Here is a 16018-nt window from a genome sequence, read left to right as displayed (position 1 = left end):
CCACAGCCCCTCCGCGACCACCGCGAAAAAGCGGGATCATCGGGATCACGAGGAACGACGTCCCGGACGGGCGTCCGATCAGCGAGGAGGCCGCCGTGCAGGAGGGCACCACCCTGTGGGAGCCGTCGCGGGAGACCGTGGAGCGGGCGCGGATCAGCGCGTTCATGCGCGCGGCGCCGGGAAGCCCCCGGAACTACGACGAGCTGTGGCGCTGGTCGGTGGAGGATCTCGACGGGTTCTGGCAGAAGGTCTGGGACCACTTCGGGATCGTCGGCGACCGGGGCGACGGACCGGTGCGCGAGGGCGGGCCGATGCCGGTGGACGGGCTGCGCTGGTTCCCCTCGGCGCGGCTGAACTACGCCGAGAACATACTGCGGCACGCCGCCGAACGGCCCGACCGCACGGCGGTCGTCTACCGGACCGACGACGGATCGGGGCTGGAGCTGACCTGGGCGCAGCTCGCCGAGCAGGTCGGCCGGGCCCGCGCCGGGCTCGCCGCGCTCGGCGTCGGCCGGGGCGACCGGGTCGCCGGGTACCTGCCGAACCGGCCCGAGGCCCTGGTCGTCATGCTCGCCGCGGCCTCCCTGGGCGCGGCCTGGTCGTCGTGCTCGCCGGACTTCGGGGCGCCGAGCGTCATCGACCGGTTCCAGCAGATCGAGCCGAAGGTGCTGCTGGCCGTGGACGGCTACGTCCACAACGGCAAGGTCTTCGACCGGCGCGGAACGCTCGGGGAGATCCGGGCGGCGCTGCCGTCGGTGAGCACCACCGTGCTCGTCAACGTCGTCTCTCCAGACCCGGTGGAGGGCGCGCTCCCCTACCCGGAGCTCTTCCGGGACGGCGAACCCGCCTTCGACCGGGTGCCGTTCGACCAGCCGCTGTGGATCCTGTACTCGTCCGGGACGACGGGCCTGCCCAAGCCGATCGTCCACGGGCACGGCGGGATGGTGCTCGAGCACGTCAAGTCGCTGGCCCTGCACCAGGACATCGGCCCGGAAGACGTCTTCCTCTGGTTCACCACCACCGGCTGGATGATGTGGAACTACCTCGTCAGCGGGCTGATGGTCGGCGCGACCATCGTCCTCTTCGACGGGGCCCCCACCGGGGACGTGCTGTGGCGGCTGGCCGCCGAGACCGGCACCACCCATCTGGGTCTGGGCGCCCCGTACATCATGGCCTCCCGCAAGGCGGGGCTCACCCCGGGCGCGAGCCTCGACCTGTCGGCGCTGCGGCTGATCGGCTCGACCGGATCGCCGCTGCCGCCGGAGGGGTTCTCCTGGGTGTACGAGGAGGTCAAGCGGGACGTGCTGCTGGGTTCCCTGTCGGGCGGCACGGACGTGTGCTCGGGGTTCGTGGGGCCGGTGCCGCTGCTGCCGGTCCGCGCCGGGGTGATCCAGTGCCGGGCGCTCGGCGCGAAGATCGAGGCGTTCGACGAGGCGGGCCGCCCCGTCGTGGACGAGGTCGGTGAACTGGTGCTGACCGAGCCGATGCCGTGCATGCCGGTCGGGTTCTGGAACGACCCGGGCGACACCCGGTACCGCGAGGCCTACTTCGAGGACTTCCCCGGCGTGTGGCGGCACGGCGACTGGGTGAAGGTGCTCCCCGACGGGGGCTGCATCATCTACGGCCGGTCGGACTCCACCCTCAACAGGGGCGGCATCCGCATGGGCACGAGCGACTTCTACCGGGTGGTGGAGTCGTTCGACGAGATCGCCGACAGCCTGGTCATCGACACCGGCAGACTCGGCGCGGAGGGCGAACTGATCCTGTACGTGCAGCTCGCGCCGGGCGCGGAGCTGACCGAGGACCTGCTCGGCCGGCTGCGCACGGCCCTGCGCACCGACCTGTCGCCCAGGCACGTCCCCGACCGCTTCATCCCGGTCCCCGGGGTGCCGCGCACGCTGTCGGGCAAGAAGCTGGAGGTCCCGGTCCGCAAGATCCTGCAGGGGGCCGACCCTTCCAAGGCGGTCAACCGCGGCTCTCTGGCCGACCCGTCGGTGCTCGACCACTACCTGCCGGAAGCGACGGACTCCCGCGCATGAGAGCAGAGCACGGGCCGACCGTTCCCCGCGGGATCCCGCGGGGAACGGGCCCCGACACGGCGGTCGATCACCGTGGCGGCCTCCCCTCACTCGACCGCTACCTGCCGGAAGCGGCAGACTTCTCCGCATGAGAACAGAACGTGATTCGGTCCAGGGTCTGCGGGAGCTGAGACACGAGGTCAGGGCATTCGTCCAGGAGTGGCTGGACGCGGGGCGGTTCACGCCCCGCTGCGACTCCTGGCTGCGCGAGCACGACCCCGCCTTCTCCCGCGCCCTGGCCGGACGCGGCTGGATCGGCCTCACCTGGCCCCGCGAGTACGGCGGGTCGGAGCGCTCCAACCTCGCCCGGCTCGTCGTCACCGAGGAACTGCTGCGGGCGGGCGCGCCCGTGGCCGCGCACTGGATGGCCGACCGGCAGATCGGCCCCGCGATCCTGCGGCACGGCTCACAGGAGCTGAAGAAGCGTTTCCTGCCCGGCATCGTCCGGGGCGAGATCACCTTCTGCGTCGCGATGAGCGAGACCGAGGCCGGCAGCGACCTGGCGTCGGTGCGCACCACCGCCGTCCGCGTCGACGGCGGCTGGCTCGTCAACGGGCGCAAGGTCTGGACGAGCCACGCCCACCGCTCCACCCACGCCTACCTCCTGGCCCGCACCTCGGCCACCGGCCGCAAGCACGAGGGCCTCAGCGAGTTCCTCCTGGACCTGGCGACGCCGGGAGTGACCGTCCGCCCGATCCACGACCTGTCCGGAGAGCACCACTTCAACGAGGTCCTCTTCGACGACGTCCTCATCCCCGAGGACCAGCTCCTCGGCGTCGAGGGCGAAGGCTGGAGGCAGGTCACCGAGCAGCTGTCCTTCGAGCGGGGCGGGGCCGAACGCGTCCTCAGCACCTATCCCCTGCTGGCGGCGTTCGTCTCCCGCCTCGACCCGGACGACGCCCTGGCCGTCCAGTCCGCCGGGGAGCTGGCCGCCCGGCTCGGCGTGCTGCGCGCGATGGCGCGGCGCGTGGCCGCCGAGATGGACCACGGGCGCGCCCCGATCCGGGAGGCCGCCCTGCTGAAGGCCCTGGGCACGGCCTTCGAGAAGGACGTCGCCGAGACCGTCCGGCGGGTGCGCGGGACACCGCCCGACCCCGGCGGGGACGAACTCGAACGGCTGATGGCCCAGGCGGTGCCCGCCGCACCGGGTTTCAGCCTGCGCGGCGGGACGACCGAGATCCTCGGCACGATCGTCGCCAAGGGACTGTCCTCGGCCCGCCCGAAGCGTTCCGAACTCGGCGAGCTGGCCTCGGCCGTCCTGGCCGCCCGCGAGCCGGGCCCGGATCCGGCGGTGTGGGCCGAGCTCCGGGAGCTCGGCTGGGCGAAGGCCGGCCTGCCCGAAGGGATCGGCGGCGACGGCGGCACCCTGGAAGACCTGCTGACCCTGCTGGCGGCGGTCGGCGAGCACTGCGTCTCGGCGCCCCTGCTGGAGACCTCCCTGGCCTCCTGGCTCCTCGCCGAGGCCGGCCGGCCCGTCCCGGACGGCCTGACCGCGACGGTCGCGCTGCCCGGACCCGGCCTCAGCACGGGCGAGACGCTGGAGGGGACGATCGAGCGGGTGCCCTGGGCGTCCGCGGCGGACCTCATCGTCATCCCGGCGGACGGCGAACTCCTCCTGCTGGAGCGCGGCACCCCCGGCTGGAGCGTCGAACCCGGCCGGAACCTGGCGGACGAGCCCCGCGACACCCTGCTGCTGTCCGGCTGCCGCGTCCCCTCCGAGCATCGGATCGCCTGTCCCCTCCCGCGTGAGCGAATCGTCGAGCGAGCCGCGCTGCTGCAGGCCGCGCAGCTCGTCGGCGCCCTGCGCACCGCGCTGCGTCTGGCCGTCGAGTACACGGGGGCGCGCGAGCAGTTCGGCCGTCCCCTCGCCTCGTTCCAGGCCGTCTCGCTGGCCCTCGCCGGGGCCGCCGCCCGGCTCGAAGGCGCCGAGACCGCCCTGGCGAGGGCGGTGGCGGACGCCGGCTCGGGTCCGTCGGTGGCGACGCTGCGGCTCTGGCTGGCCGACGCGGCCTCAGAGGTGGCCTCCGCCGCCCACCAGCTGCACGGCGCGATGGGGATCACCCGCGAGTACCCGCTGCACCACGCCACCCGCAGGCTGTGGTCCTGGCGCGACGAGTGGGCCCCGTCCCGGCACTGGGCCGTCCTGCTGGTCCGCGCCCTCCGTGAAGAGACCGGCACACCTCGGACGACCGGAGCGAAGCGAGGATCGGCCGAACCGGCCCACGGGGATCTGGGGGTCGCCCCCCGGAAAAGCTCCGACCCTCTGTGGGAGCTGACCGACGCCCCGACGGGGAAGACGCGTGAGATCGGAGAACGAGATGTCTGAGTGGAAGACCCTGCGGCTGGAGAGCCACGACGACGGGGTGCGGGTGCTGACGCTGGACGACCCCGCGCGGCACAACGCCATCAGCTTCGCGATGCGGGACGAGCTCGTCGAGTGCGCCGCGCGTGTCAGGGCCGACCGGGACGCCCGGGTCCTGGTGGTCACCGGGGCGGGGCGGTCGTTCTGCTCCGGCGCCGACCTGGGAGAGCTGTTCGGTGAGGAGGGCCTGCCGGTACGGGAGATCCGGGACGACGCCGCCCGCATGTACGACGCCTTCCTGGCCGTGCGGGACCTGCCCGTCCCGACGATCGCGGCGGTGCAGGGCCATGCGATCGGCGCGGGCCTGAACCTGGCGATGTCCTGCGACATCCGGCTGGCCGCGCCCGGGGCGAAGTTCAGCGCGACGTTCAGCCGGATCGGGCTGCACCCCGGCGGCGGCTGCACCTACTTCCTGGTGGAGGCGCTGGGCCGGCAGCGGGCCTTGGCCGTCCTGCTGGAGGGCGGCACTCTCGCCGGAGAGCAGGCCGTCCGGCACGGTCTGGCGCTGGAGCTGCACGACGACCCGCTGGCCGCCGCGCTGGAGCTGGCCCGCAGGTTCGCCGCCGTGCCGTCCGGCCTGGCCCGCGACATCAAGACGGCGGTCGGGCTCGCCGCGACCCAGGGCTTCGAGGCGACCCTGGCGTTCGAGGCGTGGGCGCAGGCCGACTCCTCCACCCGCCCGGCCACCCGCGAGAACCTGGCCCGGGCCTTCCGCCGTCCCTGAGGACCGACGGTTCGAGGGGGGCTTCGGCAGGCCGGAGCCCTCTTCGAAACCCAGAGTTCACCGCGTGCGCCGAATCACGCAACACACCGGCCGTCTACTGCTGTGCAACTCGGCACACTTACAGGAGACGGTGTGGACACTGGAAGTACAGCGTGGATCCTGACGAGCACGGCAGCCGTGCTCCTCATGGTGCCCGGTCTCGCGCTCTTCTACGGCGGCATGGCGGGCACCCGCAGCATTCTCAATATGATCATGATGACCTTCGGCGCCGTCGCCGTCGTGGGCGTCCTGTGGACGGTCGTCGGCTACTCGATGGCCTTCGGTGACTCCTACGGCGGGCTCGGCCTGCTGGGGAACGTCACCGAGTACATCGGCCTGGGCGACCTCATGGCCGAGGACACGGAGGCGACGATTCCTCCGATGCTCTTCGCCATCTTCCAGGCGTTGTTCGCCTGCATCACCGTCGCGCTGATCTCCGGCGCGCTCGCCGACCGCATCAAGTTCGGCGCCTGGCTGGCGCTGGCGGGCCTGTGGGCTCTGCTGGTGTACTTCCCGGTCGCGCACTGGGTGTTCGCCTTCGACTCCGACACCGCCGAGGGCGGCTGGATCGCCAACACGCTCGGCGCGATCGACTTCGCGGGCGGTACCGCGGTCCACATCAACGCCGGCATCGCCGCGCTCGCGGTCGTCCTGGTGCTCGGCAAGCGCGGCCACTTCCCCCAGCCGCACCGTCCCGGCAACCTGCCGCTGATGATGCTCGGCGCGGGCGTCCTGTGGTTCGGCTGGATGGGCTTCAACGGCGGGTCGGCCCTGGCGGCCGGCAACTCCGCCAGCGTGGTGCTGATGACCACCTTCAACGCCACCTGCGCGGCGATGTTGGCCTGGATGCTGGTCGAGAAGCTCCGTGACGGTCACGCCACCACCCTCGGCGCGGCGTCCGGCGCGATCGCCGGCCTGGTCGCCATCACCCCGTCCTGCGGCGCGGTCACCCCGGTGGGCGCGCTGATCCTCGGCGCGGTCGCCGGTCTCGTCTGCCCTCTGGCGGTGGGCCTGAAGTACAAGTTCGGCTACGACGACGCCCTCGACGTGGTCGGCGTCCACCTGGTCGGCGGCGTCGTCGGCACCCTGCTCATCGGCCTGCTGGCCAGCGCCGACGCCCCCAACGGCAAGGACGGCCTGTTCTACGGCGGCGGCTTCGGGCTGCTGGGCACCCAGGCGGTCGCGGCCGTCGCGGTGCTCGCCTACTCCTTCGTGGTGACGTTCGCCATCGCCTTCGTCCTCGACAAGACGATGGGCCTGAGGCTGGAGGGCGGCGTCGAGGCCTCCGGCGTGGACCTGGCCCTCCACAAGGAGCTCGCCTACGACCACCTCGAGATCGAGATCATGGAGGCCGTCATCGAGGTCTCCGAGGAGGAGGAGCCCGTCAAGGAGGCCGCGGAGGCGTAATCCTCTTCGAGACCCCCCTCGCAGGACCCCGAGTCCCCGCCCGGAGCGCCCCGGGCGGGGACTCGGCGCGTTTAACCGCACCGTTACACCGGAGCCGTTCACCGGCAAAGTTCTCTTGGTTCACTGTGAAGTAACGATGATTCATCACAGTGAACAGAGGTGATCGATGAGCACTCCGGCGGCCCCCCGGACGGCCACGCTGGCCGAGCTGGTCGAAGCGGAGGGGATCAGGTTCGTCCTGGCGACCTTCGTCGACATGACCGGCAAGCCCTGCGCCAAGCTCGTCCCCGCTTCGGCCGTGAAGATGCTGCAGGACGAGGGCGTCGGGTTCGCGGGCTACGCGGCCGGCGCGATCGGCCAGCGGCCGTCCGACCCCGACCTCATCACCCTCCCCGACGCCTCCTCCTTCACCCCGCTGCACCAGATCAAGCCCGGCCTGGCCATGGTCCAGTGCGACCCGCACGTCGGCGGCGAGCCGTGGAAGTACGCGCCGCGCGTCATCCTCAAGACCGTCCTGACCCGCCTCGCCGAGCGCGGCATGACCGCGATGGTCGGCGCCGAGGCCGAATACTTCCTGGTCCGCCGCAAACCCTCCGGCGGCATCGAGGTCGCCGACGACAAGGACACCTCCGGCCGGCCCTGCTACGACGCCCGTGACCTGACCCGGATGTACGACCACCTCACCGAGGTCTCCGCAGTCCTCAACGGCCTCGGCTGGACGAACTACGCCAACGACCACGAGGACGGCAACGGCCAGTTCGAGCAGAACTTCGAGTACGCCGAGGCCCTCGCCACCGCGGACCGGCTCATCGCCTTCCGGTACCTGGTGCAGATGCTCGCCGAGCGGCGCGGCATGACCGCCACGTTCATGCCCAAACCTTTCACCGACCGCACCGGCTCCGGCCTGCACATGCACATGTCGCTTTGGGAGGGCGAGACCCCTCTGTTCCCGTCCGCCGACGACCCGCGCGGACTGGGCCTCTCCCCCGTCGCCTACCGGTTCGTCTCCGGGCTGCTCGCGCACGCCCCCGCCCTGTCGGCCGTCGTCACCCCGACCGTCAACTCCTTCAAGCGCACCACCGCCGCGACGACCGCGTCCGGCGCGACCTGGGCGCCGCGCAAGGCCACCTACGGCGGCAACGACCGCACCCACCTGGTGCGGGTGCCCGACGGCGACCGGGTCGAGGTGCGCCTGGCCGACGGCTCGGCCAACCCCTACCTGGCGATGGCGGCGCTGCTCACCGCGGGCCTGGACGGCCTCGACTCCGGCACCGACCCGGGCGAGCCCGGCTCCGGCAGCGCCGACCTGCCGCCGACCCTGCTGCACGCGATCGAGGCGCTGGAGGCCGACCCCGTCGTCACGGGCGCGCTCGACGCCGCGGGACCGGACGTCGCCGCCTACTACGCGAAGGTCAAGCGGGAGGAGTTCCTCGCCTGGCACAGCCAGGTCAGCTCCTGGGAGACCGACACCTACCTGACCGCCTTCTGAAAGGAGCACCCCATGTGCGGCATCGTCGGCCTGCACCTGAAGGACGACGGGCTCGGCGGGCGGCTCGGCGAACTCCTCGCCGGCATGCTCGCCCAGGTCCGCGAACGCGGCCCCGACTCCGCCGGAGTCGGCGTCTACGGCCCGGTCCGGACGATCGGAGCGGAGCGAGGATCGGCCGGACCGACCCCCGGGGGCCTGGGGGTCGCCCCCCAGACGGATGCAACCGGGCTGACCGTCCTCAAGGGCGTCGGCGACCCCGTGGCGCTGGCCGAGGAGTTCGGGCTGGCCGGGATGAGCGGCCACCAGGCCGTCGGGCACACCCGGATGGCCACCGAGTCGGCCGTCACCACCGAGGGCAGCCACCCGTTCTCGCCACGGCCCGGCCTGTGCCTGGTGCACAACGGCTCGTTCGCCAACCACGCCACGGTCCGGCGCGCGCTGGAGGCCGAGGGCGTCGTCTTCGAGACCGACAACGACTCCGAGGTCGCCGCCCGGTTCGTCGGCCACCGCCTCGACCTGGGCGACGACTTGGAGAAGGCGCTGCGCCTGGTCTGCGACGTGTTCGACGGCTTCTACACGCTGCTGGTCACCACCGACAGCGAGTTCGCCGTCGTCCGGGACGCCGTCGCCTGCAAGCCCGCGATCATCGCCGAGACCGACCGGTGGGTCGCGATGGTCTCGGAGTACCGGGCGCTGGTCGGCCTGCCCGGATTCGAGAACGCCCGGGTGTTCGAGCCCGGCCCCGAGGAGGTTCACCTGTGGAAGCGCTGACCCTGACGGGAGAGGTCCGCGAGATCAACCGGGCGCTGCGCGCCCTGCCGGACGGGGCGGCGGCGACCGTCGCCGACCCGCGCGGCCGGCACAACCTCGCCGTCGGGCTGGACGCCGAGGTCAAGGTGACGATCGACGGACCCGCCGGGTACTACATCGGCGGCCTGGGCAAGAAGGCCGACATCACCGTGAACGGTCCGGTCGGCTGGGGTGTCGGGGAGAACCTGATGTCCGGGCGCGTCCACGTCAAGGGCGACGCCAGCCAGTCGGCCGCCGCCACCGCCCGCGGCGGGCTCGTCGTCGTGGACGGCAACGCCTCGCTGCGGGCCGCGATCTCGCTGAAGGGCGCGACGCTGGCCGTCGGCGGGAGTGTCGGCGCGTACTGCGGCTTCATGGCGCAGGCCGGGACGATCCTCGTCGGCGGCGACGCCGGGGACGGCCTGGGCGACTCCCTGTACGAGGCGGTCGTCTACGTCGCGGGGCGGATCGCCAGCCTGGGCACCGACGCCCGGATCGAGGAGCTCACCGAGACCGACGTGAAGACCGTCCGGGACCTGGTGAAGACCTGCGGGTTCGACCACATCGACCCGGAGAACGTCACCAAGGTCGCCTCGGCCCGGACGCTCTACCACTTCGACACCCAGAACCACGACGCCTACTGAGCCAGGGAGCCACCCCGTGAACCACACCTTCCCGCCCTCGGTCATCGCCGAGATCCAGGAGCGCGCCTCCCTCGGCCGGTACGCGATCCGCGGCCTGGGCGCCCGGCGGGCCGTGCCCAGCTTCGACGACCTGCTGCTGCTCACCGCGAGCGCCTCCCGCTACCCGCTGGAGGGCTACCGGGAGCGCTGCGAGACCAGGACCGTCCTGGGCGCCCGCAACGCGAGCGAGCCGGTCGTGCTGGACATCCCGATCACCATCGCGGGCATGTCGTTCGGCGCCCTGTCGGCCGCCGCCAAGGACGCGCTCGGCCGGGCCGCGAGCGAGGTCGGCACGTCCACGACGACCGGCGACGGCGGGATGACGCCCGAGGAGCGGGCCTCGTCCAAGACCCTCGTCTACCAGTGCCTTCCGTCCCGCTACGGCTTCGATCCCGACGACCTGCGCCAGGCGGACGCCGTGGAGGTCGTGCTCGGCCAGGGCGCCAAGCCGGGCGGCGGCGGCATGCTGCTCGGCCAGAAGGTCGGCCCCCGCGTGGCCCGGATGCGCACCCTCCCGGAGGGCATCGACCAGCGCTCGGCCAGCCGCCACCCCGACTGGACCGGCCCCGATGACCTCGCCATCAAGATCCTCGAACTGCGTGAGGCCACCGACTGGCGCATCCCCGTCTACGTGAAGGTCGGCGCGACCCGCACCGAGCACGACGTGAAGCTCGCGATCGCCGCCGGAGCCGACGTCGTGGTCGTCGACGGCATGCAGGGCGGCACCGCCGCCACCCAGGACGCCTTCATCGAGCACACCGGCATCCCCACGCTGGCGGCCGTCCGGCTGGCGGCCGACGCGATCGCCGAGGTCGGCGCGGACGTCCAGCTCATCGTCTCCGGCGGCATCCGCAGCGGCGCGGACGTCGCCAAGGCCCTGGCCCTGGGCGCCGACGCCGTCTCGATCGGGGTGGGCGCGCTCATCGCGCTCGGCTGCAACGACAGCGGCCACCCGGACGAGACGGGCGCGAAGGTCGACGTCACCGCCGACTACCGCAGGCTCGGCGTGGCCCCCGGCGACTGCTCGGCCTGCCACACCGGCGCCTGCCCCGTCGGCATCGCCACCCAGGACGACCTGCTCTCCCGGCGCCTGGACCCCGGGCTCGGCGCGACGCGCGTGGCGAACTACCTGCGGTCGCTGGCCATGGAGACCACGATGCTGGCCCGTGCCTGCGGCAAGTCCGACGTGCACCGCCTCGAGCCGGAGGACCTGGTGGCCCTCACCGTCGAGGCCGCCGCCATGGCCCGCGTCCCGCTCGCCGGGACGTCCTGGATCCCGGGGCAGCCGGTATGAACCCGGACGTCATCATCGTCGGCGGCGGCTTGGAGGGCACGGCCGCCGCCCGTTCCCTGGCCTCCCGGGGCGTCTCGGTGACAGTGCTGGAACGCGACACCGTCGGCTCGGGAGGCACCGGCAAGTCCAGCGGCATCGTCCGCTGCCACTACGGCGTGCCGTCCCTGGCCGCGATGGCGTGGAAGGGCACCGCCCTGTTCGAGAACGCCGAGGACATCCTGGGCGTGGACATCGGCTTCCGCCAGAGCGGCTACGTCGTCGGCGTGGGCGGGCAGAACGTCGCGGCGCTGCGCGCCAACCTCCAGATGCACCGGAGCCTGGGCATCGAGTCCTTTGAGATCAGCCGTGACGAGGTCGCCGAGCTGTGGCCGTCGGCGTACCTGGACGACTTCGCGGCCTTCGGCTATGAGCCGCGCGGCGGCCATGGCGACGCCTACCAGACGGCCCAGGCGTTCGCGGCGGCAGCGCGCCGCGACGGAGCCGCCATCCGCCAGGGCACGCCCGTCGCGGCTCTGACGGCCGACGGCGGCAAGGTCACCGGAGTGCGCCTGGCCGACGGCACGGAGCTGTCCGCCGGGACGGTCGTCCTGGCCGCCGGACCGTGGTCGGTCGCCCTGGCCGCCCCGCTCGGGATCGACCTGCCGATCCGCGCGATGCGCGAGCAGATCATGCTCATCGACCCCGGCACGGACCTCGGCGGCGTCCCCGTCTTCTCCGACCTGGTCTCGCTCCAGTACGTCCGGGCCGAAACGGGCGGCAGGCTCCTGTTCGGCAACAGCGACCTGTCCGAACCGGAGTGGGCCGACCCCGACTCCTACGGCAACCGCGCCGAGGCGTCCTTCGTCGACCGCACCGCCGCCCGCCTCGCCCACCGCTTCCCCGGCCTGGAGAACGCGGGCTTCGTCGGCGACTACGCCGGCTGCTACGACGTCACCCCGGACTTCAACCCGATCATCGCCCCCCTGCCGGTGGACGGCCTCGTCGTGGCCGCGGGCTTCTCCGGGCACGGCTTCAAGATCTCCCCCGCCGTGGGGGAACTCGTCGCCGACCTGGTCCTCGACGGCGACAGCGGCGATCCCCTCGTCCCCGCCCGGGACTTCCGCTTCGAACGCTTCGCCGAAGGAGAACCCCTGACCAGCTCCAACCCCTACGTCGGCGCGGGCGAGATGCGCTGACCGGACTCAGCCGACCGAGCCGTAGGCGGTGACGGACAGGAAGACGATGGGGAGCTCCACGAGCTCGACCGGGCCGTGGGGCCCCTCCCCGTCGAACTGGAGGGAGTCCCCCGGCCTCATCTCGTAGCGGGCGTCGCCGTGGCCGTAGACCATGACGCCTTCGAGCATGTAGAGGAACTCGGTGCCCGAGTGCTGGAAGAGCGGGAACACCTCGCTGGCCTCGGTGAGCGTCACCAGCAGCGGCTCGATGCGCTTGTGCTCGCCGCGCAGCGAGCCGAGCAGCTGGTAGAGGTGGCCGACGTCGCTGCCCCGCCGGGAGATCCGCGCCCCGTGTCCGGCCGGGACGAACACCGCCTCGCGTTCGGCGTCCACACCGCGGAAGAGCGCCGTCACCGGCACGTTCAGCGCCTCGGCCAGTTTGCCCAGGGTGGAGAGACTGCACGACGTCTGCGCGTTCTCGATCTTGGAGAGCATCGCCTTGGACATCCCGGTCCTGCGCGCCAGCTCGGCCAGGGAGATCTTCTTGGCGTTGCGGTACTCCCGCACCCGCATCGCGATGATCTCCTCCAGTTCCACGGGGCCAGCATAGAGGCGTTCAGGCGCGTGGTCCGAGGAACAGGCCTCCACTCGCGTCGATGACCTGGCCGGTGATCCAGCGCGCGGTGTCGGAGGCGAGGAAGGCGACTACGTCGGCGATGTCGTCGGGCCCGCCCAGGCGATCGAGTGCCGTCGTTCCAGCGATGAGTTCGGCCAGGCCCGGCGCTTCGAAGGCCGATCCGTTGGTCGCCGTCCGGGTGGCGCCGGGAGCAACCGCGTTCACCGTGATCCCTCGGACTCCGAGCTCGTTGGCCAAGGTCATGCTCATCGTCTCGACCGCGCCCTTGGTCATGGCGAAGGACGTCTGGGCCGGGTTGGCCATCCGGGTCGCCACGGACGAGATCGTGATGATGCGGCCGCCGTCGCGGAGCAGCGGCGACGCCCGCTGGATGATGAAGTACGGCGCTCGCACGTTCACCGCGAAGAGGTGGTCGAACTCCGTCCGCGTGGTGACTCCGAGCGGGCCGGCGGGCGCGGCCGCCGCGTTGTTGACGAGGATGTCGAGCGGCCGCCCGGCCAGGCCGGCCTCGACTCCCGCGAAGAGCGTCTCGACGTCGTCGTCCACGCCCAGCTCCGCCCTGACGGCGAGCGCGGTTCCGCCGTTACGTGCGATCTGGTCGACCGTCGCCGCCGCCCCGGCCTCGTCCGTGCCGAAGTGCACGATGACCATTGCCCCCTTCTCCGCCAGCCGGGTCGCGATCGCCTGCCCGATGCCGCGCGAGGCTCCGGTCACCAGAGCCGTCCTGCCGGTCAGATCACTCATGCCCGTCACTCCAATCCGTTAGCTACTACCAACTTGGTAGTGACTACCACCAAGGTAGTGTCTATCACATGCCCGACCAGAACTCGACGCTGCGAGCACAACGGCGAGCCGAAACGCAGCGCATGATCCAAGCGCACGCGCTACGGCTGTTCACCGAGCGCGGATACGACGCCACGACCGTCACCGACGTCGCCGAAGCCGCGGGCGTCTCCCCCATGACCGTCTACCGGCACTTCCCCACCAAGGAAGACCTCGTGCTCTTCGACCAGAACGGCAGGCTCGTCGCCGAGCGGATCGCCGCGTCGTCCGCCGTGCATCCCCTGGTCCGCCGCATCGGCATCGCGCTCATCGACTCGGCCGCGGCGCTGACCGGCGGTGGCCACGCAGACGACCTGACGGCGAACCGGCGGTTCCTGCTCGCCCGCCTCCGGCTCATGATCTCGACGCCGGCCTTGCGGGCCAAGCACCTGGACAACCACTACGCCCTTCAGCAGGCGATCGTCGACGCCCTCGGGGACGACGCCACCGACCCCGAGGACGCATTCCGCGCCCGAGCGGCGGCCAGCGCCTGCCTGGCCGCCCTGCACACGGCACTGGTGCGCTGGGCCGAGGACGACGGACGGACCGAGCTGCCCGAGGTGATCGCGAAGGCGCTCGCCGCCGCCTTCGGCGATGACATCGTCGGCACCGGCCCGGACCGGTGAGAAAGGCCTTCCGGGCGACGGACGCGATCCGTGCTCCCGCCGGGTGCGTGAAAGCAGGGGACCAGACCTGTCCGGGACCGTTCGGGGCAGGCGCACCGATCACAGGATCACTCTTGGACGGTGTCGAGGAACGGTAGGCCGGACGGATCGCGGGGAAGAGGGGAGGGAGAAGGAGGCGAGAGCACATGCCACAACAGGTACGCGGGGTCGTCGCGCCGGGTAGGGGTGAGCCTGTGCGGGTGGAGACGGTGATCGTGCCGGATCCGGGGCCGGGCGAGGCGGTGGTGCAGGTCCAGGCGTGCGGGGTGTGTCACACCGATCTGCACTACAAGCAGGGCGGTATCACCGATGACTTCCCGTTCCTGCTGGGTCATGAGGCCGCCGGGGTCGTGGAGTCCGTGGGCGAGGGCGTCACCGAGGTCGCAGCCGGGGACTTCGTCATCCTCAACTGGCGGGCGGTGTGCGGGCAGTGCCGGGCCTGCCTGCGCGGCCGTCCCTGGTACTGCTTCAACACCCACAACGCGAAGCAGAAGATGACCCTGGAAGACGGCACGGAACTCTCCCCCGCTCTGGGTATCGGCGCGTTCGCCGACAAGACGCTGGTGGCGGCCGGGCAGTGCACCAAGGTCGACCCGGCCGCCAAGCCGGAGGTGGCCGGTCTGCTGGGCTGCGGCGTCATGGCGGGCATCGGCGCCGCGATCAACACCGGGCAGGTGGGCCGCGGGGACTCCGTCGCGGTGATCGGCTGCGGCGGGGTCGGCATGGCCGCCGTCATGGGTTCCCGGCTGGCCGGGGCCAGGAAGATCATCGCGGTGGACATCGACCCGCGCAAGCTCGACAAGGCCCTGGAACTGGGCGCCACCCACACCGTCGAGTCCACGAAGACCGACCCGGTCGAGGCGATCCGGGAGCTCACCGAGGGCAACGGCGCGGACGTCGTCATCGAGGCCGTCGGCCGCCCCGAGACCTACGAGCAGGCCTTCTACGCCCGTGACCTGGCCGGGACCGTGGTGCTGGTCGGGGTGCCGACCCCGGAGATGAGGCTGGAGATGCCCCTGCTGGACTTCTTCGGCCGGGGCGGGGCGCTGAAGTCCTCCTGGTACGGCGACTGCCTGCCCTCCCGGGACTTCCCCATGCTCATCGACCTGTACCTCCAGGGCCGGCTGGCGCTGGACGCCTTCGTCACCGAGACCATCTCCCTGGACGAGATCGAGGCGGCCTTCGAACGCATGCACCGCGGCGACGTCCTGCGATCGGTGGTGGTCCTGTGATCGAGAAGCTCATCACCTCCGGGACCTTCTCGCTGGACGGCGGCACCTGGCACGTCGACAACAACGTCTGGATCGTCGGCGACGAGGACGAGGCGATCGTCATCGACGCCGCCCACGACGCCATGGCCATCGCCGAGGCCCTGCGCGGCCGGCGTCTCAAGGCGATCGTGTGCACCCACGGCCACAACGACCACATCGACGCCGCGCCCGCGCTGTCCGCCATGCTCGACGCTCCGGTCATGCTGCATCCGGACGACCTGCCGCTGTGGGAGATGACGCACCCCGACCGGCTGCCGAACATGACGCTGTCCGACGGGATGGACCTGGAAGTCGGCGGGATCGAACTGGCCGTCCTGCACACCCCCGGCCACTCGCCCGGCGGCGTCTGCCTGTACGCGCCGGAGCTGAGCACGCTCTTCAGCGGGGACACCCTCTTCCAGGGCGGCCCCGGGGCCACCGGGCGGTCGTTCTCCGACTTCCCCACCATCATCGAGTCGATCCGGAGCCGGCTGCTGACCCTGCCGGGCGAGACCAAGGTGCGCACCGGCCACGGCCCCTCGACCACGATCGGGGAAGAGGCTCCCCATCTGGAGGAATGGATCGCCCGCGGCCACTGAGAACCGCTGTAGGGGAGCAGGCTGCC

General features: G+C 71.9%; 14 protein-coding genes. 12 read left to right on the top strand and 2 right to left on the bottom strand.

The window, feature by feature from the left end:
* Positions 1-95 precede the first annotated feature (95 nt).
* The 9 genes from ABGB12_RS10885 to ABGB12_RS10845 all read left to right on the top strand — a co-directional run bounded on the left by ABGB12_RS10885 (position 96) and on the right by ABGB12_RS10845 (position 12040).
* Positions 96-2039 (top strand): acetoacetate--CoA ligase, encoded by a 1944-nt coding sequence (locus tag ABGB12_RS10885; RefSeq protein WP_347676578.1) that lies wholly within the window; start codon positions 96-98, stop codon positions 2037-2039.
* Positions 2040-2166: 127 nt separating this feature from the next.
* Positions 2167-4404, top strand: a complete 2238-nt coding sequence (locus tag ABGB12_RS10880; RefSeq protein ID WP_347676576.1) for an acyl-CoA dehydrogenase family protein — start codon at positions 2167-2169, stop codon at positions 4402-4404.
* On the top strand, positions 4397-5164 hold the full coding sequence (locus ABGB12_RS10875) for an enoyl-CoA hydratase (protein WP_347676575.1): 768 nt from the start codon (positions 4397-4399) through the stop codon (positions 5162-5164). The genes ABGB12_RS10880 and ABGB12_RS10875 overlap by 8 nt, the downstream gene beginning before the upstream one ends.
* 132 nt (positions 5165-5296) lie before the next feature.
* Complete coding sequence (locus ABGB12_RS10870; protein ID WP_347676573.1) at positions 5297-6610, top strand: ammonium transporter; 1314 nt, start codon at positions 5297-5299, stop codon at positions 6608-6610.
* A gap of 166 nt (positions 6611-6776) precedes the next feature.
* The gene (glnT, locus tag ABGB12_RS10865) at positions 6777-8099 is read left to right on the top strand and encodes a type III glutamate--ammonia ligase (protein WP_347676571.1); all 1323 of its coding nucleotides are present in this window, start codon (positions 6777-6779) and stop codon (positions 8097-8099) included.
* A gap of 12 nt (positions 8100-8111) precedes the next feature.
* Entirely contained in the window at positions 8112-8870 is a 759-nt protein-coding gene (locus ABGB12_RS10860; protein ID WP_347676569.1) for a hypothetical protein, read from the top strand.
* Positions 8858-9532, top strand: a complete 675-nt coding sequence (locus ABGB12_RS10855) for a hypothetical protein (RefSeq protein ID WP_347676567.1) — start codon at positions 8858-8860, stop codon at positions 9530-9532. Before ABGB12_RS10860 ends, ABGB12_RS10855 begins: the two co-directional genes overlap by 13 nt.
* 16 nt (positions 9533-9548) lie before the next feature.
* Positions 9549-10865: an FMN-binding glutamate synthase family protein gene (locus ABGB12_RS10850; RefSeq protein ID WP_347676565.1), complete on the top strand. Its 1317-nt coding sequence runs from the start codon at positions 9549-9551 to the stop codon at positions 10863-10865.
* Positions 10862-12040 carry an FAD-binding oxidoreductase gene (locus ABGB12_RS10845; protein ID WP_347676563.1) on the top strand — a complete coding sequence of 393 codons (1179 nt, stop codon included), beginning with the start codon at positions 10862-10864 and terminating at the stop codon, positions 12038-12040. Before ABGB12_RS10850 ends, ABGB12_RS10845 begins: the two co-directional genes overlap by 4 nt.
* 6 nt (positions 12041-12046) lie before the next feature.
* On the opposite strand, the gene ABGB12_RS10840 is transcribed toward ABGB12_RS10845, so the two are convergent.
* Complete coding sequence (locus tag ABGB12_RS10840) at positions 12047-12616, bottom strand: XRE family transcriptional regulator (RefSeq protein ID WP_347676561.1); 570 nt, start codon at positions 12614-12616, stop codon at positions 12047-12049.
* Positions 12617-12635: 19 nt separating this feature from the next.
* Entirely contained in the window at positions 12636-13400 is a 765-nt protein-coding gene (locus ABGB12_RS10835) for an SDR family oxidoreductase (protein WP_347676559.1), read from the bottom strand.
* A gap of 68 nt (positions 13401-13468) precedes the next feature.
* Here ABGB12_RS10835 and ABGB12_RS10830 point away from each other — a divergent pair, with 68 nt between their 5' ends.
* From ABGB12_RS10830 to ABGB12_RS10820, 3 genes are all read left to right on the top strand, one after another.
* Positions 13469-14104, top strand: a complete 636-nt coding sequence (locus ABGB12_RS10830) for a helix-turn-helix domain-containing protein (protein ID WP_347676558.1) — start codon at positions 13469-13471, stop codon at positions 14102-14104.
* 185 nt (positions 14105-14289) lie between these two features.
* Positions 14290-15375 carry an S-(hydroxymethyl)mycothiol dehydrogenase gene (locus tag ABGB12_RS10825; RefSeq protein ID WP_347676556.1) on the top strand — a complete coding sequence of 362 codons (1086 nt, stop codon included), beginning with the start codon at positions 14290-14292 and terminating at the stop codon, positions 15373-15375.
* Positions 15375-15992, top strand: coding sequence for an MBL fold metallo-hydrolase (locus ABGB12_RS10820; RefSeq protein WP_347677703.1), 618 nt, complete (start codon positions 15375-15377; stop codon positions 15990-15992). Before ABGB12_RS10825 ends, ABGB12_RS10820 begins: the two co-directional genes overlap by 1 nt.
* The last annotated feature ends 26 nt before the right edge of the window (positions 15993-16018 follow it).

The sequence above is a fragment of the Actinocorallia sp. B10E7 genome (genome assembly GCF_039871655.1).
Lineage (GTDB): Bacteria > Actinomycetota > Actinomycetes > Streptosporangiales > Streptosporangiaceae > Actinocorallia.
Note: the sequence above shows the minus strand (reverse complement) of the source record. Positions and strands in the feature narration are given on the sequence as shown.

Coding starts and splice junctions, on each gene's coding strand:
- ABGB12_RS10880 (WP_347676576.1), top strand. CDS start 2,167: ATGAGAACAGAACGTGATTCGGTCCAGGGTCTGCGGGAGCTGAGACAC.
- ABGB12_RS10875 (WP_347676575.1), top strand. CDS start 4,397: ATGTCTGAGTGGAAGACCCTGCGGCTGGAGAGCCACGACGACGGGGTG.
- glnT (WP_347676571.1), top strand. CDS start 6,777: ATGAGCACTCCGGCGGCCCCCCGGACGGCCACGCTGGCCGAGCTGGTC.
- ABGB12_RS10860 (WP_347676569.1), top strand. CDS start 8,112: ATGTGCGGCATCGTCGGCCTGCACCTGAAGGACGACGGGCTCGGCGGG.
- ABGB12_RS10845 (WP_347676563.1), top strand. CDS start 10,862: ATGAACCCGGACGTCATCATCGTCGGCGGCGGCTTGGAGGGCACGGCC.
- ABGB12_RS10835 (WP_347676559.1), bottom strand. CDS start 13,400: ATGAGTGATCTGACCGGCAGGACGGCTCTGGTGACCGGAGCCTCGCGC.
- ABGB12_RS10830 (WP_347676558.1), top strand. CDS start 13,469: ATGCCCGACCAGAACTCGACGCTGCGAGCACAACGGCGAGCCGAAACG.
- ABGB12_RS10825 (WP_347676556.1), top strand. CDS start 14,290: ATGCCACAACAGGTACGCGGGGTCGTCGCGCCGGGTAGGGGTGAGCCT.